Source organism: Burkholderia sp. FW306-1C-G01B (genome assembly GCF_058781685.1).
This window is the reverse complement of the sequence record NZ_JBYSWZ010000020.1, coordinates 1-23,987: the sequence shown is the minus strand read 5'-3', so window position 1 is coordinate 23,987 and position 23,987 is coordinate 1. Positions and strand designations below refer to the sequence as shown.

The following is a 23,987-nucleotide window of genomic DNA, read 5'->3' as shown; positions in this document are numbered from 1 at the left end:
TCGCTAACCGATGAATTTGCTGAAACGTTACGCTGTGCCCGTTGCCTGCGCGGCGGCTGTCCTGGCATTGGCGGCCTGCTCGTCGTCGAAGGATGCGCGCCGCGTGCCGACGCCGCTCACCGAGTTCAAGCCCGTGATGGACGTGCAACAGGTCTGGAAGGCGAGCGTCGGCAAGGGCGGACGCTACCTGTTCTCGCCGGTGGCCGTGGGCGACGCCGTCTATGCGGCGGGCGAAAACGGTTCGGTCGAGAAGATCGACGCGAAGACGGGCCAGACGATCTGGCGCTCGAAGGTCGATTCGGACCTGTCGGCCGGCGTCGGCAGCGACGGTAACCTGACCGCGGTCGGTGCGCTGAAGGGCGGCGTGTTCGTGCTGGGCCCGGACGGCAAGCAACTGTGGAAGACCAGCGTGCAGGGCGAGATCTTCTCGCCGCCGCTCGTCGGCAATGGCCTCGTGGTCGTCCGCACGATCGACGGGCAGGTGATCGCCTTCAACGCGCAGACGGGCGAACAGAAGTGGAACTACCGCAACCGTGCGGTGCCGCTGAACCTGCGCGTGTCGGCCGGCATGACGTTCGCGGGCGACGCGGCGGTGCTGGCGGGCTTCCCCGGCGGCGGTCTCGTCGCGATCAACCTGCAGACGGGCGAGCCGTTCTGGCAGACGCCCGTGTCGTTCCCGAAGGGCGTGACCGAGGTCGAGCGCATCAACGACGTCAGCGGTCCGCCGACGCTCGTTGGTGCCGAAGCCTGCGCGGTGACGTTCCAGGGTCAGCTCGGCTGCTTCGATGCGAATTCGGGCCGCCCGCTGTGGGAAAAGCCGTTCTCGAGCCGCAGCGGCCTCGCACAGGACGATTCGGTGGTCGCCGGCGGCGACGACTGGTCGGTCGTGACGGCGTACGATGCGGCGTCGGGCAATCAGCTCTGGCGCAACGACAAGCTCAAGAGTCGCGACGTCGGTGTGCCGTACCTGCTCGGGCATGCGGTCGTGATGGGCGACTACCAGGGCGTCGTGCACTTCCTGTCGCGCGAAGACGGCAGCTTCATCGCGCGCATGAAGACCGATGGCAGCGCGATTACGGCCGCACCGGTCCTCGCGGGCAATACGCTCGTCGTGCAGACGAAGGACGGCGGCCTGTACGGGTTCCGTCCGCGCTGACGCGCAGGAAACATGCGCGGCCGCGGTGCGACGGGCTTGTCCCGCGCGCCTTGGCCGCGCGACATGAAGGCGGCCGGTGTTCCCGGCCGCTCGGTATTTGAAAGGCAGTTGAGACGAAAGACGACGGCGCGCAACGCGCGCCTGGCGCGCGCATCGGGCGCGGCGCGAATTCGTGATATTTTCATTCAGCGCAGCCGCCCGCAGCAGCGGGCCTCCCGCTGCTGCGCTTCACCGTAGAAAACACAGATGAAACCGGTCATTGCCCTCGTTGGGCGCCCCAATGTGGGGAAATCCACGCTGTTCAACCGGCTCACGCGCTCGCGCGATGCGCTGGTTGCCGACCTGCCGGGCCTGACGCGCGATCGCCATTACGGCGAAGGGCGCGTCGGCGAACGGCCGTACCTGGTCGTCGATACGGGCGGCTTCGAGCCCGTCGCGAAGGACGGCATCCTGCACGAGATGGCGCGCCAGACGCGGCAGGCGGTTGAAGAGGCCGACGTCGTCGTGTTCATCGTCGACGGCCGCAACGGGCTCGCGCCGCAGGACAAGTCGATCGCCGACTACCTGCGCAAGACCGGCCGGCCGATCTTCCTCGTCGTCAACAAGGCCGAGGGGATGAAGTACACGGCGGTCGCGACCGACTTCTACGAGCTCGGGCTCGGCGACCCGCGCGCGATCTCGGCCGCGCACGGCGACGGCGTGACCGACATGATCAACGAGGCGCTGGAAGTCGCATACAGGGACCAGCCCGAAGAGGAAGACGAGAACGACCCGTCGCGCGGCATCAAGATCGCGATCGTCGGCCGGCCGAACGTCGGCAAGTCGACGCTCGTGAACGCGCTGATCGGCGAGGACCGCGTGATCGCGTTCGACATGCCGGGCACCACGCGCGATTCGATCTACGTCGACTTCGAGCGCAACGGCAAGAAATACACGCTGATCGACACGGCCGGCCTGCGGCGCCGCGGCAAGGTGTTCGAGGCGATCGAAAAGTTCTCGGTCGTGAAGACGCTGCAGTCGATTTCCGACGCAAATGTCGTCATTCTTCTGCTGGATGCGCAGCAGGACATTTCCGACCAGGACGCGCACATCGCCGGCTTCGTCGTCGAGCAGGGCCGCGCGCTCGTGATCGGCGTCAACAAGTGGGACGGGCTCGACGAGCACGCGCGCGATCGCGCGAAAGCGGATTTGACCCGCAAGCTGAAATTCCTCGACTTCGCGAAATCGCACTTCATTTCGGCCGCGAAGAAGACGGGCATCGGCACGCTGATGCGCTCGGTAGACGACGCGTACGCGGCGGCGATGGCGAAGCTGCCGACGCCGAAGCTCACGCGCGCGCTGATCGAGGCCGTCGAGTTCCAGCAGCCGCGCCGTCGCGGCCCGGTGCGTCCGAAGCTGCGCTACGCGCACCAGGGCGGCCAGAATCCGCCGATCATCGTGATCCACGGCAACGCGCTCGACGCCGTGACGGAAACGTACAAGCGCTACCTGGAAAACCGGTTCCGCGAAACTTTCTCGCTGACCGGGACTCCATTGCGCATAGAGTTCCGTTCGTCGAACAATCCGTACGCGGACAAGGGCTGAAGCACGCCCCGCAAGGGATAGGCCGCAAGGCCTATGCCCCGGGCGGGGCAGGCAAAATCGGCTATAGTGTAGCGATTGGCGCCGGATCTCTTTTTCTTCCCCGCCAATCCAGATCAACCTGCAAAAAAAGATGGAGTACGCCATGAGCAACAAAGGGCAATTGTTACAAGACCCGTTTTTGAACGCACTGCGCAAAGAGCACGTTCCCGTTTCGATCTACCTCGTCAACGGCATCAAGCTCCAAGGGAACATTGAATCGTTCGACCAGTACGTCGTGTTGCTCCGTAATACGGTGACCCAGATGGTCTACAAGCACGCCATCTCGACGGTCGTGCCGGCGCGCCCGGTGAATTTCCACCCGGACGCGGAAGCTTCGTCCTAACCTATCGCAGCGGCCGGCATCCGGTCGCCGCGAGCGACCGATGCCAGCCGCCTTATCTTGACACCCGATAATTTGATCAACGCAGCGCTCGTCGGCATCGATTTCGGCAAGACCGATTTCGAAGCCAGTCTCGAAGAACTCAGTCTTCTCGCCTCCAGCGCGGGGGCCCGTCCCGCCGTCACCCTCACAGGTCGTCGCGCCAGTCCCGATGCCGCGATGTTCATCGGCAGCGGCAAAGCCGATGAACTGCGGCTTGCCTGCGACACGCACAACGTCGAAATCGTCATCTTCAACCACGCACTGGCGCCGGCCCAGCAACGCAATCTGGAGCGGGCACTTAACAGGCGGGTCGTCGATCGCACGAGCCTCATCCTCGATATCTTCGCGCAGCGCGCCCGTAGCCATGAAGGCAAGCTGCAGGTCGAGCTCGCGCAGCTTCAATACCTGTCGACGCGGCTCATTCGCGCATGGACCCACCTCGAACGGCAAAAGGGTGGTATCGGCCTGCGCGGCCCCGGCGAAACCCAGCTCGAAACCGACCGCCGGCTGATCGGCGAGCGTATCAAGATGCTGAAGTCGCGGCTCGACCGGCTGCGCCGGCAACACAGCACGCAACGCCGGCAGCGCGCGCGCAGCGGCACGATGTCGGTGTCGCTGGTCGGCTATACGAACGCGGGCAAGTCGACGCTGTTCAATGCGCTGACGAAGGCGCAGGCCTACGCGGCCGACCAGCTGTTCGCGACGCTCGATACGACGTCGCGGCGCGTGTACCTCGGCGACGAGGTCGGCCAGATCGTCGTGTCGGATACGGTCGGGTTCATCCGCGAGCTGCCTCACCAGCTCGTCGCGGCGTTCCGCGCGACCCTCGAGGAAACGATCCATGCGGATCTGCTGCTGCACGTGGTCGATGCATCGAGTGCGGTCAGGCTCGAGCAGATCGAGCAGGTCAACGGCGTGCTGCACGAGATCGGCGCGGACACGATCCGGCAGGTGCTGGTGTTCAACAAGATCGACGCGGTGCCCGAGCTGGCGGCCCGCGGCGACGCGGTCGAGCGGGACGAGTATGGTAATATTTCGCGCGTCTTTTTGAGCGCACGCACCGGTCAGGGGCTTGACGCGTTGCGTGCCGCCATCGCCGAGATTGCCTCCGCGGAACACCTTCCCAGCGCGATGTTACCCAACGGCGCACTCGACGGCGCGTCCGCTGAATCACACGAAGACCGCACGATTTCCGAACACGGGCGCTAACCGGTCCCGGCCGGTTCGCCGGCGTCTAATCTGGTGAACAAACTCTGGTGAACGAATACAACGAGCGGAGTACCTGGCGGCGGATGCGCGCCTTGCTGTCGATCAACGATCCCCGCTGGGGACGCGGCGAAGGCAATGGCAAAGACGGATCCCGTCCCCGTGCGAACGAATCGAAGCGTCCGCAAGGCGGCGACGGCGAAGGTCCGCCCGATCTCGACGAGATGTGGCGCAACTTCAACCGACGCCTGAGCGGCCTTTTCGGCGGCAAGGGCGGCAACGGCTTCCGTCCCGACAACGGACGGGCCGCGCGGGTCGGCGTCGGCATCGTGATCGGCGTGCTGGTCGCGGTCTACGCGGGCAGCGGGCTGTTCGTCGTGCAGGACGGCCAGACGGGCGTCGTACTGCAGCTCGGCAAGCTGTCGGGCACGGTAGGCCAGGGCGTGCACTGGCGCGCGCCGTATCCGTTCGCGTCGCACGAGATCGTCGATACGTCGCAGGTCCGATCGATCGAGATCGGCCGCAATAACGTCGTGCATCTCGCGAACGTGAAGGAAGCGGCGATGCTGACGCGCGATGCCGACATCGTCGACGTGCGCTTCATCGTCCAGTATCGGATTCGTTCGGCAACCGACTACCTGTTCCGCAGCGTCGATCCCGAGCGCAGCGTGTCGCAGGCCGCGCAGGCCGCGGTGCGTGCGATCGTCGGTACGCGCAGCGCGGCCGACGTGCTGAACCAGGACCGCGACGCGCTGCGCGAGCAGCTTTCCGCCGCGATCCAGCGCGACCTCGACCGCTACCAGTCGGGGCTCGAGGTGACGGCCGTCACGATGCAGAGCGTCGCCGCGCCCGAGCAGACGCAGGCCGCCTATGGTGAAGTCGCGAAGGCGCGCGACGAGCGCGAGGCCGCGAAGCGCGCCGCGCAGGCGTACGCAAACGACCTGCTGCCGAAGGCGCAGGGCGATGCCGCGAAGCTCGTCGGCGAAGCGAAGGCGTATTCCGATCGCGTGGTCACGGAAGCCGAAGGCGATGCCGATCGCTTCAAGCAGGTCTACGCGCAGTACTCGAAGGCGCCGGCGGTGATCCGCGAGCGGATGTACCTCGAGACGATGCAGGAAATCTATTCGAACGCGACGAAGGTGTTCGTCGGCAACAAGGGCGGCAACAGCGTCGTGTATCTGCCGCTCGACAAGCTCGTCGAGCAGGGGCGGCAAAACGCCGCGACGTCCACCGGCGCAACCGCACCCGATGCGGCGTCCGCACCGGCGGCTGTCGTGCCGTCGGCAGCCGTACCCGCGAGCGCGGCATCGGCCGCCGCGGCGTCGGGCGGCGACGTGCTGCGATCGCGCGAAGGTTTCCGCAGCCGGTCGCGTGAAGACGATCTGAAGTAACGGGAGCGCAGAACATGAACCGAATCATTGCGCTCGTCGTCGCAATCGTGATCGTTGCCTTCGCGGCCTCCTCGACGGTCCTGACCGTCGATCCGCGCCATACGGCCGTGCTGTCGGGCCGCGACGGCGCACAGCCCGAACTCGCCGGCCCCGGTATCCATTTCAAGCTGCCGCCGCCACTGCAGACGGCCACGCTGATCGACACGCGCCTGCAATCGCTCGAGTCCTCCGATCCGCTGCAACTGGCAACGGAAGACAAGCACGACCTGCTCGTCGCGTATGCAGTGAAGTACCGGATCAGCGATCCGCTGAAATATTTCACGGTGACGGGCGGCGATCCGGCGGCGGCTACCGAACGCCTGGCCGGTGTGCTGAAGAGCGCGCTCGGCGACGCGTTCGGCAAGCGTGCGCTCGACGACGCCCTCGGCGGCCAGCGCGCGATCGCCGACGCAGCCCGCGACGCGGCGAAGGAGAAAGCGTCCGGTTTCGGCGTCGACGTGGTCGACGTCCAGTTGACGCGCGTCGACTTGCCGGCTGCGCAGGCGGATGCCGTCTATCAGCGGATGATCGGCGCGCTGCGCGATCAGGCGGCACAGGTGCGTGCGGAAGGCGCGTCCGACGTCGAGCAGATCAAGGCCGACGCTGAACGCGAACAGCAGGCCGTGCTCGCGAACGCGTACAAATCCGCGCAGACGATCAAGGGCGAGGGCGACGCGAAGGCCGCGACGATTGCCGCCGATGCGTTCGGCCGCGATCCGCAGTTCTATCAGTTCTACGCGAGCCTGCAGGCCTACCGGAAGACGTTCAAGCGCAACGACATCATCGTCGTCGATCCCGACAGCGAGTTCTTCCGCTTCATGCGCAGCCCGACGGGCGGTGCCGCACCGTCGGCGCCTGCTCCCCGCAAACACTGACCTTGGGGCGCCGCGTCGAGCGGCGCCGTCGCTCGCATGGACCTGGCTGGCTCGTTGTTGCTCGCAGTAGCGCTGATGCTGATCATCGAGGGGGCGTTTCCCTTCGTGTTTCCCGTCGCCTGGCGCGACACGTTTCGTAGAATAGCTGAGCGGCCGCCGCATCATATCCGGATCGGCGGGCTGATCGTGATGGTGCTCGGGCTCGTGCTGCTGCTACTCGCCACCTGACCGGAGACCTGATCCGGACGGCGCATCCGCCGTTCGTTCCGCCCGATTCCGGATTTTCGATTCATATTGCGGCGCGCGTGTCGCGCGCTGTTTCCCGTCGTAGGACCGTACCGATGTCGACCTGGTTACTTCCCGAGAATATCGCCGACGTACTGCCGTCGGAAGCGCGCAAGATCGAGGAGCTGCGCCGCAGGCTGCTCGACCGTTTCCGTTCGTACGGCTACGAAATGGTGATGCCGCCGCTGCTCGAGTATCTCGAGTCGCTGCTGACGAGCGGCGGCGCCGATCTGCGCCTGCGCACCTTCAAGCTGGTCGACCAGCTGTCGGGCCGCACGCTCGGCCTGCGCGCGGACATCACGCCGCAGGTCGCGCGGATCGACGCGCACCTGTTGAACCGTCAGGGCGTGACGCGCCTCTGCTATGCGGGCCACGTGATGCATACGCGTCCGCGCGGCCTGCATGCGACGCGCGAGCAGATCCAGATCGGCGCCGAAATCTACGGGCATGCCGGGCTGGAAGCCGATCTCGAGATCCAGCAACTGATGCTCGACGCACTGCATCTCGCGGGCCTGTCGCGCATCCGTCTCGACCTCGGCCACGCGGGCGTGCTCGCGGCGCTGCTGGCGCGCGATGCGCAGGCCGCCGAGCGCGGCGAGTCCCTGTACGACGCGCTGTCGGGCAAGGACGTGCCGCTGCTGAACGAGCTCACCGACGATCTCGGTGCCGATACGCGGGCAGCGCTGCGCGCGCTGCCGAACCTTTACGGCGACGCGAACGTACTCGCCGAGGCGCGCGCACGGCTGCCGGTGCTGCCCGAAATCACGCGGGCGCTCGACGATCTGGCGCAGCTCGCCGCGCAGGCGAAGGGCGCCGAAGTGGCGATCGACCTCGCCGACCTGCGCGGCTACGCATACCACAGCGGCGCGATGTTCAGCGCGTACATCGACGGCGTGCCGAACGCGATCGCGCGCGGCGGCCGCTACGACCACGTGGGCCAGGCATATGGCCGTGCCCGTCCGGCCACGGGCTTCTCGCTCGACCTGCGCGAGCTCGCGCGGATTTCGCCGGTCGAGGCGCGCGGCACCGCGATTCTCGCGCCGTGGGCGCAGGACGACGCGCTGGGCGCGGCCGTCGCGGCGCTGCGCGATGCGGGCGAGGTCGTGATCCAGGCACTGCCGGGCCACGACCACGTGCTCGACGAGTTCGCCTGCGACCGTTCGCTCGTCGAGCGCAACGGCGCATGGGTGGTCGAACCCCGATAAACAGGCGTTCGCGGGCCGTGCTTCGGCGTGCATATCGTTGAAGCGAAACGGAAAAATTCGGAAACGCCCGCGAACATAGGTAGAATACGTTTTTAACCAGCTAACGAATCAACATGTCTGCCAGCGCAGTGAACGTGACTCCCGGGCGCAATGTCGTCGTTGTGGGAACTCAATGGGGTGATGAAGGCAAGGGCAAGATCGTCGACTGGCTGACGGACCACGCTCAGGGCGTCGTGCGTTTCCAGGGCGGCCACAACGCCGGCCACACCCTCATCATCGGCGGCAAGAAAACGATCTTGCGCCTCATTCCGTCGGGCATCATGCGTGAAGGCGTCGCCTGCTACATCGGCAACGGCGTCGTCCTGTCCCCCGAAGCACTGTTCAAGGAAATCGGCGAGCTCGAAGAAGCCGGCGTGAACGTGCGCGACCGTCTGTTCATTTCCGAAGCCACGACGCTGATCCTGCCGTACCACATCGCGATCGACCAGGCGCGCGAGGCGCGCAAGGGCGCGGGCAAGATCGGCACGACGGGCCGCGGCATCGGCCCCGCGTACGAAGACAAGGTCGGCCGTCGCGCGCTGCGCGTGCAGGACCTGTTCGACGCGAAGACTTTCGCCGACCGCCTGCGCGAAAACCTCGATTTCCACAACTTCGTGCTGACCCAGTACCTGGGTGGCGCGGCCGTCGACTTCCAGGCCACGCTCGACACGATGCTCGGCTATGCCGACCGCCTGAAGCCGATGGTGGCCGACGTGTCGCGCCGCCTGTACGACGCGAACAACGCGGGCCAGAACCTGCTGTTCGAAGGCGCGCAAGGCACGCTGCTCGACATCGATCACGGCACCTATCCGTTCGTCACGTCGAGCAACTGCGTCGCGGGTGCGGCGTCGGCCGGCGCGGGCGTCGGTCCGCAGAAGCTCAACTACATCCTCGGCATCACGAAGGCGTATTGCACGCGCGTCGGTTCGGGCCCGTTCCCGAGCGAACTGTACGATGCGGACAACCCGCAGCGCCAGGACCAGGTCGGCGTCACGCTCGCGAACGTCGGCAAGGAATTCGGTTCCGTCACCGGCCGTCCGCGCCGCACGGGCTGGCTCGATGCGGCCGCGCTGCGCCGCTCGATCCAGATCAACGGCGTGTCGGGCCTGTGCATGACGAAGCTCGATGTGCTCGACGGCCTCGACGAAGTCAAGCTGTGCGTCGGCTACAAGATCGACGGCAAGGATGTGGACATCCTGCCGCGCGGCGCGGCCGATGTGGCCCGTTGCGAGCCCGTGTACGAAACCTTCTCCGGCTGGAAGGAAAGCACGGTCGGCATCAAGACGTGGGAAGCACTGCCGGCGAACGCGCAGGCCTACCTGACCCGCGTCCAGGAAGTGGCTGGCGTGCCGGTCGACATGGTGTCGACGGGCCCGGACCGCGACGAAACGATCCTGCTCCGCCATCCGTTCAAGGTGTAACCCCAGATGACGCAGCAAATCACGATGACGGCGGCAGACTTGATGACCGATCCGCGCAACGACGACAAGAACCTGTGGGTAGGTTGGGACGAATATCATCGTTTGATCGAGCTGCTCGCGCTCGAGGTGCACGCATCGGGCTGGAAGTTCGACCAGATCCTGTGTCTCGCGCGCGGCGGCCTGCGCGTCGGCGATCAGCTGTCGCGCATCTACGACGTGCCGCTCGCGATCCTTGCGACGAGTTCGTACCGGGAAGCAGCCGGCACCGAGCAGGGCGACCTCGACATCGCGCAGTACATCACGATGACGCGCGGCAACCTCGCGGGCAACGTGCTGCTGGTCGACGATCTCGTCGATTCGGGCGTCACGCTCGCGCGCGTGCAGGAGCACCTGAAGGAGCGCTATCCGGCCGTGACGGCCGTGCGTTCGGCCGTGCTCTGGTACAAGGGTTGCTCGAAGGTCAAGCCCGACTATCACACGCAATATCTGCCGACGAATCCGTGGATTCATCAGCCGTTCGAGGAGTGGGACACGGTTCGCCCGCACAACCTCGCGGCATGGATCAAGCGCGGTCGCGCGCAGCGCGACGGTTCGGGCGCGTAAGCGGCCGGCCGATCGAAGGAAAGCCTTGTACGGCGCCGCTTGCGGCGCCGTTTTTCGTTGCGGCACCGTTTGCGCGCCGCGGCGTTCTCTGCGTATCCGGTAGGCAGACGGAGTCGCCCCGGCTATGATGGCAGCCCTGCCACAGCTCGCGCCGGATTGCATGCGCAGCGTGGATCACGTGGCTTCACGGCAACAGAGCAGGGCGGCGTTTCACGGGGGCGCGAGTAGAATAGCGCTCGTTTTGTCCGACCCGGACCCGATTATTACGCTTCATATGAACGACACGATCCACGCGACCGACGCAGCACACGCGCCGCACTCGACGCAACAACACTCGATGCGGGCGCTAGCGATAGCAGCCATCGGCGTCGTGTTCGGCGACATCGGCACCAGCCCGCTGTATTCGCTCAAGGAGGCGTTCAGCCCCGCGCATGGCATTCCGCTGACCGAAAGCTCGATTCTCGGCGTGATCTCGCTGCTGTTCTGGGCGATCATCCTGGTGGTCGGCGTCAAGTACCTGCTGTTCGTGATGCGGGCAGACAACAACGGCGAAGGCGGCGTGCTCGCGCTGATGGCGCTGTCGCTGCGGCCGCTCGACTCGAAAACCCGCGTCGCGGGGGCGCTGATGGCGCTCGGGATATTCGGCGCATGCATGTTCTACGGGGACGCGGTGATCACGCCGGCGATCTCGGTGATGTCGGCCGTCGAAGGTCTCGAAATCGCGACGCCGCACCTGTCGCACCTCGTGCTGCCGATCACGATCGTGATCCTGATCGCGCTGTTCTGGATCCAGCGCCACGGCACCGCGTTGGTCGGCAAGCTGTTCGGCCCGATCATGGTGCTGTGGTTCGTCGTGATCGCGGCGCTCGGCGTGTACCACATCGTGCGCGTGCCCGGCATCATCGCGGCAATCAATCCGTACTACGCAGCGTCGTTCATGGCCGATCACCTGCTGCAGGCCTACGTCGTGCTCGGCTCGGTCGTGCTGGTGCTGACCGGCGCGGAAGCGCTCTACGCGGACATGGGTCACTTCGGCGCGAAGCCGATTCGCCTCGCTGCATACGGGCTCGTGATGCCGTCGCTCGTGCTGAACTACTTCGGCCAGGGCGCGCTGCTGATCCAGAACCCGAAGGCGATCGAGAACCCGTTCTTCCTGCTGGCGCCCGAATGGGGGCTGCTGCCGCTCGTCGTGCTGTCGACGGTTGCGACCGTGATCGCGTCGCAGGCCGTGATCTCGGGTGCGTATTCGCTGACGTCGCAGGCGATCCAGCTCGGCTACGTGCCGCGCATGAAGGTGCTGCATACGTCGGAACTCGCGATCGGCCAGATCTACGTGCCGGTCGTGAACTGGCTGCTGCTGTTCGTGATCCTCTGCATCGTGGTCGGCTTCAAGAGCTCCGACAACCTCGCGGCTGCGTACGGCATTGCGGTGACGGCGACGATGGTGATCACGACCGTGCTCGCATGCGTCGTGATGGTGAAGGTGTGGAACTGGAACCGGTTGCTGGTCGGCGCGATCATCGCGGTGTTCCTCGCGATCGACCTCGGCTTTTTCGGCGCAAACCTGCTGAAGGTCGCGCAGGGCGGCTGGCTGCCGCTCGGCATCGGCGCGCTGCTGTTCTTCCTGCTGATGACCTGGTACAAGGGGCGCCACATCGTCAAGGAGCGCACGGCAGCCGACGGCATTCCGCTCGAGCCGTTCCTGCAAGGGCTGCTCGCGCATCCGCCGCATCGCGTGTCGGGCACCGCGATCTACCTGACCGGCAACGACAAGCTCGTGCCCGTCAGCCTGCTGCACAACCTGAAGCACAACAAGGTGCTGCACGAGCGAACCATTTTCCTGACGTTCGTCACGCGCGACTTTCCTTACGTGCGCGACGACAAGCGCCTGAGCTCGCGCGATGCGGGCGGCGGGCTGTACATCGTCAAGGCCGAGTACGGTTTCAACGAGACGCCGGACGTGAAGGCCGTGCTCGAGGAATTCGGCCGCGCGCACGACATGACGTTCGAGCTGATGGACACGTCGTTCTTCCTCGCGCGCGAAACGGTCGTGCCGACGCATCTGCCCGGGATGTCGATCTGGCGCGAGCGCGTGTTCGCGTGGATGCATCAGAATGCCGCGAAGCCGACCGACTTCTTCTCGATTCCGGCGAACCGCGTCGTCGAGCTCGGCACGAAGATCGAGATCTGACCAGGTGCGGCGCGCGGGCCTGACGGCCGCACGCCGCGTCTGTCGACCGCCCGGACTGGCCGCGATCGTTCGCATCGCCGGCCGTCACCGTGAGAGCCAACGCAGCCGCATCGCGCTGCGTGTTCCGCACTGGCCAAACCATCCAATCAGATAGCCGACTGCGTGCGCGCAGACGCCAGTGAGCGTCGAGCCGTGTGCGTTCGCGGCAGCAATAGAAAAGCCCGCCTTGCGGCGGGCTTTTCTCGCGTCGACGGCTTTCGCGTGCTCAGCGCTTCAGCTTCGCGAATGCCGCGGCCATCGCGCCGGCCGGTTCCGGCTCGCGCGAACGCGGCGGGCGGGCGGCGCCACGTCCCGCGTTGCCGCGATCCTGGCTGCCGCGCGACGACATGCCGGGGGCTGCCGCATCGTCGTCGAGGCGCATCGTCAGCGCAATGCGCTGGCGCTTCACGTCGACGTCGAGCACCTTCACCTTGACGACCTGGCCGGCCTTCACGACTTCGTGCGGGTCCTTGATGAATTTCGTCGACATCGCGGACACGTGGACGAGGCCGTCCTGATGGACGCCGATATCCACGAACGCGCCGAACGCGGCGACGTTCGTCACGACCCCTTCGAGCGTCATGCCCGGCACGAGATCCGACACCTTCTCGACGCCTTCGCGGAACGTCGCGGTCTTGAATTCCGGGCGCGGATCGCGGCCCGGCTTCTCCAGTTCGGACAGGATGTCGCGCACGGTCGGCAGGCCGAAACGTTCGTCGACAAATTCCGCAGGAGACAGGCCCGACAGCGCTTCGCGGTTGCCGAGCACGTCGTCGATGCGCTTGCTGATCTTCGCGAGCATCCGCTCGACGACCGGATAGGCTTCCGGGTGCACCGACGAGCGGTCGAGCGGATTTTCGCCGCCGTTGATGCGCAGGAAGCCGGCGGCCTGTTCGAACGTCTTGTCGCCGAGGCGCGGCACCTTGCGCAGGTGCTCGCGCGACGGGAACGGGCCGTTCGCATCGCGGTAGTCGACGATGTTGCGCGCGAGCGTCGCGTTCAGGCCCGACACGCGTGCGAGCAGCGGGGCCGATGCCGTGTTCGCGTCGACGCCGACCGCGTTCACGCAATCCTCGACGACCGCATCGAGCGAGCGGGCGAGTTCACGCTGGTTCACGTCGTGCTGGTACTGGCCGACGCCGATCGCCTTCGGTTCGATCTTCACGAGTTCGGCGAGCGGATCCTGCAGGCGGCGCGCGATCGACACGGCGCCGCGCAGCGACACGTCGAGCTCCGGGAATTCCTTCGCCGCGAGCTCGGACGCCGAGTAGACCGACGCGCCGGCTTCCGACACGACGATCTTCTGCAGGCGCAGCTCGGGGTGTTTCGCGATCAGTTCGCTCGCGAGCTTGTCGGTTTCGCGCGACGCGGTGCCGTTGCCGATGCTGATCAGTTCGGCCTGCGTCTGCGCGGCGATGCGCGCGAGTTTCGCGATCGAGCCGTCCCAGTCGCGGCGCGGCTCGTGCGGGTAGATCGTGTCGGTCGCGAGTACCTTGCCGGTGCGGTCGACGACTGCGACCTTCACGCCGGTGCGCAGGCCGGGGTCGAGACCGATCACGGCCTTCGGGCCGGCCGGCGCCGCGAGCAGCAGGTCGTTCAGGTTGCGCGCGAACACGCGGATCGCTTCGGTTTCGGCCGTTTCGCGCAGTTGCGTGAGCAGCTCGTTCTCGATATGCGGCTGCACCTTCACGCGCCAGCACCAGCGGCATACGTCGGACAGCCATTTGTCGGCCGGGCGGTTCTGGTTCGCGATGCCGAAATGGCGCGCGATCATCGCCTCGCCGGGATGCGGCACCTGCGCGTCGAGCTCTTCGCCGAGGCCGAGCTTGACCGTCAGCACGCCCGCGTTGCGGCCGCGGAACAGCGCGAGTGCGCGGTGCGACGGCACGGTCTTGATCGTTTCCGCGTAGTCGTAATAGTCGCGGAATTTCTCGCCTTCCTCGTTTTCCTTGCCCTCGACGACAGCCGACGACACGACGCCCTGGTTGTGCAGGTAGTCGCGCAGCTTGCCGAGCAGCTCGGCCGTCTCGCCGAACTGTTCGGACAGGATGTCGCGCGCGCCGTCGAGCGCGGCCTTCACGTCGGCGACGCCCTTGTCGGCGTCGACATACGCGGCCGCCTCGGCCTGCGGGTCGAGCAGCGGGTTCGCGAGCAGCGCCTGCGCGAGCGGCTCGAGGCCGGCTTCGCGGGCGATTTGCGCGCGCGTGCGGCGCTTCGGCTTGTACGGCAGATAAAGGTCTTCGAGCACCTGCTTGCTGTCGGCCGCGTCGATCGCGGCGCGCAGTTCGTCGGTCAGCTTGCCCTGTTCGTCGATGCTCGACAGGATCGCCGCGCGGCGATCCTCGAGTTCGCGCAGATACAGGAGGCGTTCCTCGAGCTGGCGCAGCTGCGTGTCGTCCAGGTTGCCGGTCACTTCCTTGCGGTACCGGGCAATGAACGGAACGGTCGAGCCTTCGTCGAGGAGTTGCACGGCCGCCGCGACCTGGCGCGGCTGGACGGACAGTTCGGTGGCGATGCGCTGTACGATCTTGAGTGCTACGGTTTCCGTCATGTCGTGGATGATGTGCCTGCTGAAATCGCGGCGCGGGCCGGCAGGCCCGGCACGGCGGGCTGCATGGCGGGCCCGACGGGCCAGATGCCGCGGGTGGGTGAAGCGGGGCATTTTGCCATAAATGACGGAGCGTCCAGCCGGGGGTGATAGAATTTGACACATGTCCCGCAGCTTTCCTACGACGTTGCCAACTTCCCGCATTTCTCTCGTCGCGCTCGGCGCAGCGCTCGCCGCGGCTTTGTCTGCCGGGCCTTCCGGTGCGTTCGCGCAGGCTTCTGGCACAACCGTGCCGGCCGCCGCAGCAACCGCGCCCGTTACGTCCACGGCCGCACCGGATTTCGACGCCCGTCAAAAAGTGCTCAATCAGCGCTCCGCGGAAAACGATTATCGTTATGCGGTGGCCGAGCACGATTGCTACAGCAAGTTCTTCGTCAATCACTGTCTCGGCAAGGCACGCGACCAGATGCGCGACGAGCGCGCGAGCATCCGCCAGGAACAGCTCGCGCTCGACGACGAGCAGCGCGCGGTGCGCGCGCAGCAGCGCGACCAGCAACAGGCGCTAAAGCAGGCGCAGAACGCGGCGGAAGCGCCGCAGCGCGCGGCGAACGACGCGGCGAACGCGGCTGCGTTCCGCGACAAGCAGGAGCAGAATGCGCTGAAGCAGGCACAGCGCGGCGCGGAAGGGCCGCAGCGCGCGGCGAGCAAGCAGGCATACGACCAGAAGCAGGCCGACTTCCAGCGCAAGCTCGACCAGGCGCACCAGCAGGCGGCGCAGAAGGCGCAGGAGCGGGCGGACAACGCCGTGCGCTACGAGCAGAAGCAGAAGGAAGCCGCGCAGCACAAGGCCGATGTCGAGCGGCGTCAGCAGGAAGCGGCCGAGAAGGCCAAGCAGCAACAGCAGGGGCAGTAACGTGTTGGATTGATCGGGATCAGTCTCGTGCGCGTTGGCACGCCAGCCGGCGCGCTGCTTCGATGAGGAGGCAAACATGCAAAACCGTCTCACGGAACAGCAGCAGGAATTGCACAACCGTTTGGCTGCATTGCAGGAGCAGCACCAGCAGCTCGCTCGGGAGATCGAGCTGAAGGAAGGGCACTCCGACATCGACGACATCACGCTGCACCGGCTGAAGAAGGAAAAGCTGGCAGCCAAGGACAAAATCATTTTGCTGCAATCGCAGCTGGAACCGGATAAGCGCGCCTGAGCGCGGCCTGGCAAGCGCCGGCGCCGCTCGGGCGCTGGACACAGGAACGCTTGCCTTGAATTCACCGCTTGAAGCCACCCCCGATGCCCGGCGAGACACATCGTCCGCCGGGCGCGTTCGTGCGCCCGAAGGCACCTTCGAGCTGAGCCGCAAACGCGTCGACGAACTCGACACGATCTTCGGCGTTGGCGGGTTGCTGGCGCGCGCGCTCGACGGCTATCGGCCGCGTACGTCGCAGATCGAGATGGCGCGTGCGGTTGCGTCCGCGATGGAAGCGTCCGCGCGCCGGATGCCCGAACCCGAGATCTTCGAAACCCGCAAGCGGCCGGCGCGCCGCCTTGGCGACGGCGACAAGACGGCCGGGCCGGCGGCGGACGATGCCGCGGCCGCCGAGTCCGATAACGACGCAGGCGACAACACGCTGATCGTCGAGGCCGGCACGGGTACCGGCAAGACCTATGCGTATCTCGTGCCCGCGATGCTGTGGGGCGGCAAGGTAATCGTGTCGACCGGCACGAAGCACCTGCAGGACCAGTTGTTCCAGCGCGACATCCCGACCGTGCGCAACGCGCTCGCGGTGCCGGTGACGGTCGCGATGCTCAAGGGCCGCGCAAACTACCTGTGCCACTACTACCTGCAACGCACGGCCGACAACGGCCGCCTGCCGTCGCGGCAGGACACGGCTTACCTGCAGGAAATCGTCCGCTTCGCGAAGCTCACGAAGAGTGGCGACAAGGCCGAACTCGCCAGCGTGCCGGAAACGGCGCCCGTATGGTCGATGGTCACGTCGACGCGCGACAACTGCCTCGGCCAGGAGTGCCCGCACTACAAGGAATGCTTCGTGATGCAGGCGCGGCGCGAGGCACAGCAGGCTGACGTCGTCGTCGTCAACCACCACCTGTTCTTCGCGGACATCATGCTGCGCGACACGGGAATGGCCGAACTGCTGCCGAACGCGAACACGATCATCTTCGACGAAGCGCACCAGTTGCCGGAGACGGCGACGCTGTTCTTCGGCGAGACGCTGTCTACGACGCAGATTCTCGAACTCGCGCGCGACACGGTGGCCGAAGGCCTGAGCCATGCGCGTGACGCAGTCGAGTGGGTGAAGGTCGGCGGCGATCTCGAACGCGCGGCGCGCGACTTGCGCCTCGCGTTCGCGAACGACCAGATCGTCCGCATGTCGCTCGCCCAGCTTGGCGACGATCACCCGATGTTCGGTGCGCTCGACGCGCTCGAAGCGGCGCTCGACGCGCTCGCGTCGGCACTCGCGAGCCAGGCCGAGCGGGCGGAATCGCTCGGCGCATGCCTGCGGCGCGCTCGCGAATTGCAGGATCTGCTGGCCGGCTGGGTCGCGCCCGGCGCGGCGGAAGCGGCCGCGAAGGCCGATGAGGCAGCGGCCGGCGACAAGGCGGCGTCCGACGGCGATCCAAACGAGAAGGTTCGCTGGGTCGAGGTGTTCGCGCATACCGTCCAGTTGCACGAGACGCCGCTGTCGGTTGCGCCGATCTTTGCGAAGCAGCGCGCGGGCGTGCCGCGTGCATGGGTGTTCACGTCGGCCACGTTGTCGGTGCGCGGCGATTTCACGCACTACGCGGCGCAGATGGGCCTCAGCTCGCGTCGTTCGATGACGCTCGCGAGCCCGTTCGACTACCAGTCGCAGGGGCTGCTGTACGTGCCGCGCAACCTGCCGCAGCCGTCTTCGCCCGCATTTACCGATGCTGTCTTCGATGCCGCGCTGCCGGCGATCGAGGCGTCCGGCGGCGGCGTGTTCATGCTGTGCACGACGTTGCGCGCGGTCGACCGGATCGCGTCGAAGCTGCGCGACGTGATCGAGTCGCGCGGCTGGAATACGCCGCTGCTCGTGCAGGGCGATGCGAGCCGCACCGAGCTGCTCGATCGCTTCCGCGCGTACGGCAACGCGATCCTGGTCGGCAGCCAGAGTTTCTGGGAAGGCGTCGACGTGCGCGGCGACGCGCTGTCGCTCGTCGTGATCGACAAGCTGCCGTTCGCGCCGCCCGACGATCCGGTGCTGGCCGCGCGGCTCGACGCGCTGACGAAGAAGGGCTTGAGCCCGTTCGCCGTGCACCAGTTGCCGCAGGCCGTGATTACGCTGAAGCAGGGCGCGGGCCGGCTGATTCGTGCGGAGACGGATCGCGGCGTGCTGATGATCTGCGACACGCGGCTCGTCGACAAGCCTTACGGGCGCCGGATCTGGCAGAGTCTGCCGCCGTTCAAGCGGACTCGCGAGATCGCGGTCGTCCAGGACTTCTTCGACGAGCACCGCTCGGAAAAACGCACGTGACGGCACGCGCGGCGACCGCCGCGCGACCGCACCTGTGCCGCCGGAATGCGGCGCCAACAAAAAACCCGGCTCGATGGCCGGGTTTTTTGTTCGTGCAACTGGTGTTGCGTCGCGCAGCGCTTTAGAACTGCCACCACGACTTCTTCGCACCGGGGCGCGAATGGCCGGTCACGTACGGGCTGTCGGGGAACGTGCCCGCGAGCACGCGCTTCGTGTCCTCGGCGAGTTGCGGCTGGTTCAGCTTGCCGTACGACAGGATCATGATGTGCAGCGCGTCCTCGATCGCCGGTGCGCCCTTGTAGTCCTTGATCGCGAGCTGCGCGCGGTTGATTGCCGCGACATACGCGCCACGGCGGTAGTAGTAGTCGGCCGCGTGCACTTCGTGCGACGCGAGCGCGTTGACGATGTAGCGCATCCGTGCGGCTGCGTCGGGCGCGTACTTGCTCTTCGGGAAGCGGTCGACGACGACCTTGAACGCATCGTACGATTCGCGCAGCGCCTGCGGATCGCGTTCGCTCATGTCCTGGCCGGAGAAGCGGCCGAACAGGCCCAGATCGTCGTTGAAGTGGATCATCCCCTTCAGGTAGTACGCGTACGGGATATCCGGATGATCGGGGTGGAGCTGGATGAAGCGGTCGACGGCCTGGTCGGCGGCTGCCGCTTCGTTATCCTTCCAGTTGCAGTATGCAACGTTGATCTGCGCCTGTTGCGCGAAATGGCCGAACGGATCGCGACCTTGCAGCGATTCGAAATATTTCGCGCACTTGCCCCAGTCGCCGCCGGACAGTGCATCCTGGGCCTCTGAGTATAATTTGTTGTTCGACCAGGTAGCCGTCTCGTCCTGCTTCTGCGGCAAGCCGTGGCAGCCGGCGATGAGGGCCGCGGCCGCTACCGCCGCAGCCCGGGCGGCGACGGTTCTGGCCGTACGTTTGGTCGAATTCATCATGCTCGCATGTCCTAGCTTCAAGTCTCGGTGACCCAGTCTAAATGACCCGTTCAAGTTCGCAGAATGCCCAGCCGGGCACACCAAATCGCGAAGATTATAGCCCAAGCGGTCGGCCCGCCGACGCTGCCTCGGGGGATTCCCTCGATGACGATCTGACCGGCGACGTATTGCAACCGCCCGTAGTGCCGTCAGCGGCGGGCGACGACGCGCCGCGCGTCGTCGAAGTGCCGCTGCCGCTCGCGGGCGAACGCCTCGACAAGGCGCTCGCCCAACTGTTCCCCGAATTCTCCCGCAGCCGCCTGCAGAGCTGGATCGAGGCGCAGCGCGTGCTGGTCGACGGCGCGCCCGCGAAGATCCGCCAGCCGGTGCCGCTCGGCGCGAAGATCGAGCTCGTGCCCGACCTGCTTCCCGAGCAGCTCGCGTTCACGCCGGAACCCGTGCCGCTCGACGTCATCTACGAGGACGACGCGCTCGTCGTCATCAACAAGCCGGCCGGCCTCGTCGTGCACCCGGCGGCCGGCAACTGGAGCGGCACGATCCTGAACGGCCTGCTGCATCGTTACGGCGACGCGGCGGCCGGCCTGCCGCGCGCGGGGATCGTCCACCGGCTCGACAAGGAAACCTCCGGCCTGATGGTGGTGGCACGCACGCTGGCCGCGCAGACGGACCTCGTGCGCCAGCTGCAGGCCCGCACGGTGAAGCGCCGCTATTTCGCGCTCGTGTGGGGCACGATGCCCGAGGAAGGCACGATCGACGCGCCGATCGGCCGCGATCCGCGCGAGCGCACGCGCATGGCCGTCGTCACGGGTGCGTCGGGCAAGCCCGCGCGCACGCATTTCCGCACGGTTGACACATGCGTGTGGCAACGTCAGCCGGTTTCGGCCATCCAGTGCGACCTCGAAACCGGCCGCACGCATCAGATCCGCGTGCACTGCGCGCATGCCGGGCACCCGCTGCTCGGCGACCCCGTCTACGGACGCGCGCGCGGCAAGCGCTCGGTCGCGCCGCTGCCGGACGGGTTCGCGCGGCAGGCGCTGCATGCATGGCGGCTCGGCCTCGTGCATCCGGTCATGGGCAAGGCGATGCAGTGGCGCTGCCCGTTGCCGGACGACATGAACGCACTCGTCGCGGCGCTCGGCTTCGGGCAGGGCGACGAGGAATTCGACGACGACGACGGTGTCTACGACGATGACGATTTCGGCGGCGAGTATCACGACGATGAGCCGTACCTGGACGATGAGGAGGAGTGAGTGCCGATGACGAACCTGGCGCCGTTGACGTGGCAGGACTGCGTGCAGCCCGACTGGCAGGTGTCGCCGCGCGTGCGCGCGCTGATCACGACGCGCGACGGCGGTGTGAGCGAAGGCCCGTACGGGCGCTGGCAGGACGGTGCCGCGATGGCGGGCGGGATGAATCTCGGCCTGCATACCGGTGACGATCCGGCCCATGTCGCCGGGAATCGCGCGCGCTTGCTCGCGCTGGCAGGCCAGTCGAGCGCGGCATGGCTCGAGCAGGTTCATGGCGCGCAGATCGTGCGCGCCGACGAGGTAATCGCGGCCGCGGTGCCGGTGCAGGCCGACGCGAGCGTCACGGACCGGACGGGCGCCGTCTGCGTCGTGATGGTGGCCGACTGCCTGCCCGTGCTGCTGTGCGACGCGCAGGGCCGCGCGGTCGGCGCCGCGCATGCGGGCTGGCGCGGGCTCGCGGCCGGCATCGTCGAGCAGACCGCGGCGCGCGTCGCGGCACTCGCGGGCGGCGCGACGGACACGCTTCATGCGTACCTCGGGCCGGCGATCGGCCCGCAGGCGTTCGAGGTCGGCGCCGACGTGCGCGACGCGTTTCTCGACACGGCCCCGCAGTCGGAGCATGATGAAACCCGTCATGCGTTCGTCGCGATCGACGGCGTGCCCGGCAAGTTTCTCGCCGATCTCCATGCGCTCGCGCGCCTGCGCCTCGCGCGTGCGGGCGTGGCGCACGTGAGCGGCGGGACCGCCTGTACGGTCACCGAACGCGCGCGCTTCTATTCGTACCGTCGCGACCGCGTGACGGGCCGCATGGCGGCGGCGATCTGGCTGGCAGATTGACGCATACGTATGCGCGCATGGTTTTGTTGCGTCGCGAAATCGGTTATCTCGCTATTTAGACGGCAATGCGGCGTAGCATGCGCAGTCGAATGAAAAATCCCGAAGTCAAGTCGACCAAAATGGTTTATGTTTCGCCGAAACCCTTGTCCCGTCTGTTGCGCACGGATTATCTCCGCGCGGAAATGTTCAGCGGTTTGACATGGCACTTCACATGGGGAAAACGATAATGATAAAAATACCGCACTGCGGCAGAATCTGGAGACGCCTCTCCAGAGCATGACGGCCCGGCTCGCAGCCGGCACGCCGCGCGCGAGCAGGATTTCACGATAGACGCTCACGAATCACCGGTAAGGCAGGTAATGACAGCATCGAAAAATTCGTCGACGTCCGCTCAGGCGGGCACTTCCGCAGGCAGCGCCGGTTTCGATCCGGCCGCCCAGCCGATGCAGCAGATGTTCGAGTCGTGGTTGAGCGCGTGGCGCGGCTTTGCAGATCCGGCGCGCGCCGCGACTGCGTCGGCCACCGTCAATCCGTTCGCGACATTCCAGTTCCCGACTTCGTTTCCGTTCCAGGTGCCGTCGATGCCCGATCTGGGCAGCATGGCGTCGCCGTTCGCGGGGCTGAAGCTGCCGGTTGCGGCGATTCCGCCCGAACGGCTGCAGACGCTGCAGGCCGACTACGCGCGCGATTGCATGACGCTGATGCAGCAGGCGGCCGCCGCGAAGCTCGAATCGCCCGAACTGAAGGACCGCCGCTTCAGCGGCGATGCGTGGAAGGCGTCGCCGGCGCATGCGTTTGCGGCTGCCTGGTATCTGCTCAACGCGCGCTATCTGCAGGAACTGGCCGACGCGCTGCAGACCGATGCGAAGACGCGCGAGCGCATCCGGTTCACGGTCCAGCAATGGACGGCCGCCGCCGCGCCGAGCAACTTCCTCGCACTCAATCCCGACGCGCAGAAATCGATTCTCGAGACGCAGGGCGAAAGCCTGCGGCAGGGGATGATGAACCTGCTCGGCGACCTGCAGCGCGGCAAGATTTCGCAGACCGACGAATCGCAGTTCGTGGTCGGCAAGAACCTCGGGTGTACTGAAGGCTCCGTCGTCTACGAGAACGACCTGATCCAGTTGATCCAGTACGCGCCGAAGACGGACAAGGTGTTCGAGCGGCCGCTGCTGATCGTCCCGCCGTGCATCAACAAGTTCTACATCCTCGACCTGCAGCCCGAGAATTCGCTCGTCGCGCACGCGCTGTCGAGCGGCCATCAGGTGTTCCTCGTGTCGTGGCGCAATGCGGATGCATCGGTCGCGCACAAGACGTGGGACGACTACATGAACGAAGGGCTGCTCGCGGCGATCGATGCCGTGCAGCAGGTCAGCGGCCGCGAACAGATCAACACGTTCGGCTTCTGCGTCGGCGGCACGATGCTCGCGACCGCGCTGGCGGTGCTCGCCGCGCGCGGCGAACACCCGGCCGCGTCGATGACGCTGCTCACCGCGATGCTCGACTTCACCGACACGGGCATTCTCGACGTGTTCGTCGACGAGGCGCACGTGCAGATGCGTGAGCAGACCATCGGCGGCAAGAACGGCACGCAACCGGGGCTGATGCGCGGCGTGGAGTTCGCGAACACGTTCTCGTTCCTGCGGCCGAACGACCTCGTGTGGAACTACGTCGTCGACAACTACCTGAAGGGCCGCACGCCCGCGCCGTTCGATCTGCTGTACTGGAACAGCGACTCGACGAGCCTGCCGGGCCCGATGTACGCGTGGTACCTGCGCAATACCTATCTCGAGAACAAGCTGCGCGAGCCGGGCGCGCTGACCGTGTGCGGCGAATCCGTCGACCTGTCGCTGATCGACGTGCCGACCTTCATCTATGGCTCGCGCGAGGATCACATCGTGCCGTGGCAGACGGCCTACGCGTCGACGTCGATCCTGTCGGGCCCGCTGAAGTTCGTGCTCGGCGCGTCGGGTCACATCGCGGGCGTGATCAATCCGCCGGCGAAGAAGAAACGCAGCTACTGGGTCAACGACAGCGACCTACCCGAAGCCGCGGACGACTGGTTCGCCGGTGCGGCCGAGCAGCCGGGAAGCTGGTGGACGACCTGGGTCGAGTGGCTCGACCAGTACGGCGGCCGCAAGGTGGCGCCGCCCGCCAAGCCGGGTTCCGCCCAGTTCCCGGTGATCGAGCCGGCGCCGGGGCGCTACGTATTGCAGCGCGATTGACGAAAACCGGACAGCGGCGCACGCTGTCCGATGCACCGCAGTTTTTTTTAACAGGGCCGGTAACGATGCGCCGTGTCGTGCGGGCCTGGAGGAAAGGGAAATGACGGACGTAGTGATCGTATCGGCCGCGCGGACCGCGGTCGGCAAATTCGGCGGCTCGCTTGCGAAGATTGCGGCGCCCGAGCTGGGCGCGACGGTGATCCGCGCGGTGCTGGAGCG

Annotated in this window: 20 protein-coding genes; 18 read left to right on the top strand and 2 right to left on the bottom strand. The window is 66.5% G+C overall.

The window, feature by feature from the left end:
- The first annotated feature begins 10 nt into the window (after window positions 1-10).
- The 11 genes from bamB (at window position 11) to AC3WLY_RS31030 (ending at window position 12,416) form a co-directional block, all read left to right on the top strand.
- Window positions 11-1,156 carry an outer membrane protein assembly factor BamB gene (bamB, locus tag AC3WLY_RS31080; RefSeq protein ID WP_175960903.1) on the top strand — a complete coding sequence of 382 codons (1,146 nt, stop codon included), beginning with the start codon at window positions 11-13 and terminating at the stop codon, window positions 1,154-1,156.
- Window positions 1,157-1,402: 246 nt separating this feature from the next.
- The gene (gene der, locus AC3WLY_RS31075; protein WP_051983718.1) at window positions 1,403-2,740 is read left to right on the top strand and encodes a ribosome biogenesis GTPase Der; all 1,338 of its coding nucleotides are present in this window, start codon (window positions 1,403-1,405) and stop codon (window positions 2,738-2,740) included.
- Between the two features lie 142 nt (window positions 2,741-2,882).
- On the top strand, window positions 2,883-3,122 hold the full coding sequence (gene hfq / locus AC3WLY_RS31070) for an RNA chaperone Hfq (protein WP_006399927.1): 240 nt from the start codon (window positions 2,883-2,885) through the stop codon (window positions 3,120-3,122).
- 72 nt (window positions 3,123-3,194) lie between these two features.
- A complete protein-coding gene (gene hflX, locus AC3WLY_RS31065; protein WP_175961293.1) occupies window positions 3,195-4,370 on the top strand; it encodes a GTPase HflX in 1,176 nt (391 codons plus the stop codon).
- Between the two features lie 47 nt (window positions 4,371-4,417).
- Complete coding sequence (gene hflK, locus AC3WLY_RS31060) at window positions 4,418-5,758, top strand: FtsH protease activity modulator HflK (protein WP_175960902.1); 1,341 nt, start codon at window positions 4,418-4,420, stop codon at window positions 5,756-5,758.
- Between the two features lie 14 nt (window positions 5,759-5,772).
- Complete coding sequence (gene hflC / locus AC3WLY_RS31055; protein WP_175960901.1) at window positions 5,773-6,672, top strand: protease modulator HflC; 900 nt, start codon at window positions 5,773-5,775, stop codon at window positions 6,670-6,672.
- A gap of 36 nt (window positions 6,673-6,708) precedes the next feature.
- Entirely contained in the window at window positions 6,709-6,900 is a 192-nt protein-coding gene (locus tag AC3WLY_RS31050) for a DUF2065 domain-containing protein (RefSeq protein WP_006478685.1), read from the top strand.
- Window positions 6,901-7,013: 113 nt separating this feature from the next.
- Window positions 7,014-8,162, top strand: a complete 1,149-nt coding sequence (locus tag AC3WLY_RS31045) for an ATP phosphoribosyltransferase regulatory subunit (RefSeq protein WP_175960900.1) — start codon at window positions 7,014-7,016, stop codon at window positions 8,160-8,162.
- A gap of 113 nt (window positions 8,163-8,275) precedes the next feature.
- The gene (locus AC3WLY_RS31040) at window positions 8,276-9,622 is read left to right on the top strand and encodes an adenylosuccinate synthase (protein ID WP_072437237.1); all 1,347 of its coding nucleotides are present in this window, start codon (window positions 8,276-8,278) and stop codon (window positions 9,620-9,622) included.
- Window positions 9,623-9,628: 6 nt separating this feature from the next.
- On the top strand, window positions 9,629-10,225 hold the full coding sequence (locus AC3WLY_RS31035) for a phosphoribosyltransferase (protein WP_175960899.1): 597 nt from the start codon (window positions 9,629-9,631) through the stop codon (window positions 10,223-10,225).
- 274 nt (window positions 10,226-10,499) lie between these two features.
- Complete coding sequence (locus tag AC3WLY_RS31030; protein ID WP_034181293.1) at window positions 10,500-12,416, top strand: potassium transporter Kup; 1,917 nt, start codon at window positions 10,500-10,502, stop codon at window positions 12,414-12,416.
- A 265-nt stretch (window positions 12,417-12,681) separates the two neighbouring features.
- Here AC3WLY_RS31030 and AC3WLY_RS31025 read toward each other — a convergent pair whose 3' ends face one another.
- Window positions 12,682-15,006 (bottom strand): Tex family protein, encoded by a 2,325-nt coding sequence (locus AC3WLY_RS31025; protein WP_072437239.1) that lies wholly within the window; start codon window positions 15,004-15,006, stop codon window positions 12,682-12,684.
- Window positions 15,007-15,166: 160 nt separating this feature from the next.
- Here AC3WLY_RS31025 and AC3WLY_RS31020 point away from each other — a divergent pair, with 160 nt between their 5' ends.
- From AC3WLY_RS31020 to yoaA, 3 genes are all read left to right on the top strand, one after another.
- Complete coding sequence (locus AC3WLY_RS31020; RefSeq protein ID WP_492308738.1) at window positions 15,167-15,916, top strand: hypothetical protein; 750 nt, start codon at window positions 15,167-15,169, stop codon at window positions 15,914-15,916.
- Between the two features lie 76 nt (window positions 15,917-15,992).
- Window positions 15,993-16,208, top strand: a complete 216-nt coding sequence (locus AC3WLY_RS31015; RefSeq protein WP_034181296.1) for a YdcH family protein — start codon at window positions 15,993-15,995, stop codon at window positions 16,206-16,208.
- A gap of 55 nt (window positions 16,209-16,263) precedes the next feature.
- Complete coding sequence (yoaA, locus tag AC3WLY_RS31010) at window positions 16,264-18,513, top strand: DNA repair helicase YoaA (protein ID WP_492308737.1); 2,250 nt, start codon at window positions 16,264-16,266, stop codon at window positions 18,511-18,513.
- Between the two features lie 121 nt (window positions 18,514-18,634).
- Here the strand turns inward: yoaA and AC3WLY_RS31005 are convergent, their stop codons facing one another.
- Entirely contained in the window at window positions 18,635-19,459 is an 825-nt protein-coding gene (locus AC3WLY_RS31005; RefSeq protein WP_021163132.1) for an outer membrane protein assembly factor BamD, read from the bottom strand.
- Window positions 19,460-19,500: 41 nt separating this feature from the next.
- Between AC3WLY_RS31005 and AC3WLY_RS31000 the strand changes: the two genes are divergently transcribed.
- The 4 genes from AC3WLY_RS31000 to AC3WLY_RS30985 all read left to right on the top strand — a co-directional run.
- Window positions 19,501-20,709 (top strand): RluA family pseudouridine synthase, encoded by a 1,209-nt coding sequence (locus tag AC3WLY_RS31000; RefSeq protein WP_492308736.1) that lies wholly within the window; start codon window positions 19,501-19,503, stop codon window positions 20,707-20,709.
- Window positions 20,710-20,715: 6 nt separating this feature from the next.
- Window positions 20,716-21,543, top strand: coding sequence for a peptidoglycan editing factor PgeF (gene pgeF / locus AC3WLY_RS30995; protein WP_175960890.1), 828 nt, complete (start codon window positions 20,716-20,718; stop codon window positions 21,541-21,543).
- Between the two features lie 359 nt (window positions 21,544-21,902).
- The gene (phaC, locus tag AC3WLY_RS30990; protein WP_492308735.1) at window positions 21,903-23,768 is read left to right on the top strand and encodes a class I poly(R)-hydroxyalkanoic acid synthase; all 1,866 of its coding nucleotides are present in this window, start codon (window positions 21,903-21,905) and stop codon (window positions 23,766-23,768) included.
- Between the two features lie 100 nt (window positions 23,769-23,868).
- Window positions 23,869-23,987 (top strand): thiolase family protein (locus AC3WLY_RS30985; RefSeq protein WP_457766415.1); only part of this gene is annotated, 119 nt, incomplete at its 3' end.

Excerpts from the sequence above, each read along its gene's own strand:
- bamB (WP_175960903.1), top strand. The coding sequence starts at position 11 with ATGAATTTGCTGAAACGTTACGCTGTGCCCGTTGCCTGCGCGGCGGCT.
- der (WP_051983718.1), top strand. The coding sequence starts at position 1,403 with ATGAAACCGGTCATTGCCCTCGTTGGGCGCCCCAATGTGGGGAAATCC.
- hfq (WP_006399927.1), top strand. The coding sequence starts at position 2,883 with ATGAGCAACAAAGGGCAATTGTTACAAGACCCGTTTTTGAACGCACTG.
- hflC (WP_175960901.1), top strand. The coding sequence starts at position 5,773 with ATGAACCGAATCATTGCGCTCGTCGTCGCAATCGTGATCGTTGCCTTC.
- AC3WLY_RS31050 (WP_006478685.1), top strand. The coding sequence starts at position 6,709 with ATGGACCTGGCTGGCTCGTTGTTGCTCGCAGTAGCGCTGATGCTGATC.
- AC3WLY_RS31045 (WP_175960900.1), top strand. The coding sequence starts at position 7,014 with ATGTCGACCTGGTTACTTCCCGAGAATATCGCCGACGTACTGCCGTCG.
- AC3WLY_RS31040 (WP_072437237.1), top strand. The coding sequence starts at position 8,276 with ATGTCTGCCAGCGCAGTGAACGTGACTCCCGGGCGCAATGTCGTCGTT.
- AC3WLY_RS31035 (WP_175960899.1), top strand. The coding sequence starts at position 9,629 with ATGACGCAGCAAATCACGATGACGGCGGCAGACTTGATGACCGATCCG.
- AC3WLY_RS31030 (WP_034181293.1), top strand. The coding sequence starts at position 10,500 with ATGAACGACACGATCCACGCGACCGACGCAGCACACGCGCCGCACTCG.
- AC3WLY_RS31025 (WP_072437239.1), bottom strand. The coding sequence starts at position 15,006 with ATGACGGAAACCGTAGCACTCAAGATCGTACAGCGCATCGCCACCGAA.
- AC3WLY_RS31020 (WP_492308738.1), top strand. The coding sequence starts at position 15,167 with ATGTCCCGCAGCTTTCCTACGACGTTGCCAACTTCCCGCATTTCTCTC.
- AC3WLY_RS31015 (WP_034181296.1), top strand. The coding sequence starts at position 15,993 with ATGCAAAACCGTCTCACGGAACAGCAGCAGGAATTGCACAACCGTTTG.
- AC3WLY_RS31005 (WP_021163132.1), bottom strand. The coding sequence starts at position 19,459 with ATGATGAATTCGACCAAACGTACGGCCAGAACCGTCGCCGCCCGGGCT.
- AC3WLY_RS31000 (WP_492308736.1), top strand. The coding sequence starts at position 19,501 with ATGACCCGTTCAAGTTCGCAGAATGCCCAGCCGGGCACACCAAATCGC.
- pgeF (WP_175960890.1), top strand. The coding sequence starts at position 20,716 with ATGACGAACCTGGCGCCGTTGACGTGGCAGGACTGCGTGCAGCCCGAC.
- phaC (WP_492308735.1), top strand. The coding sequence starts at position 21,903 with ATGACAGCATCGAAAAATTCGTCGACGTCCGCTCAGGCGGGCACTTCC.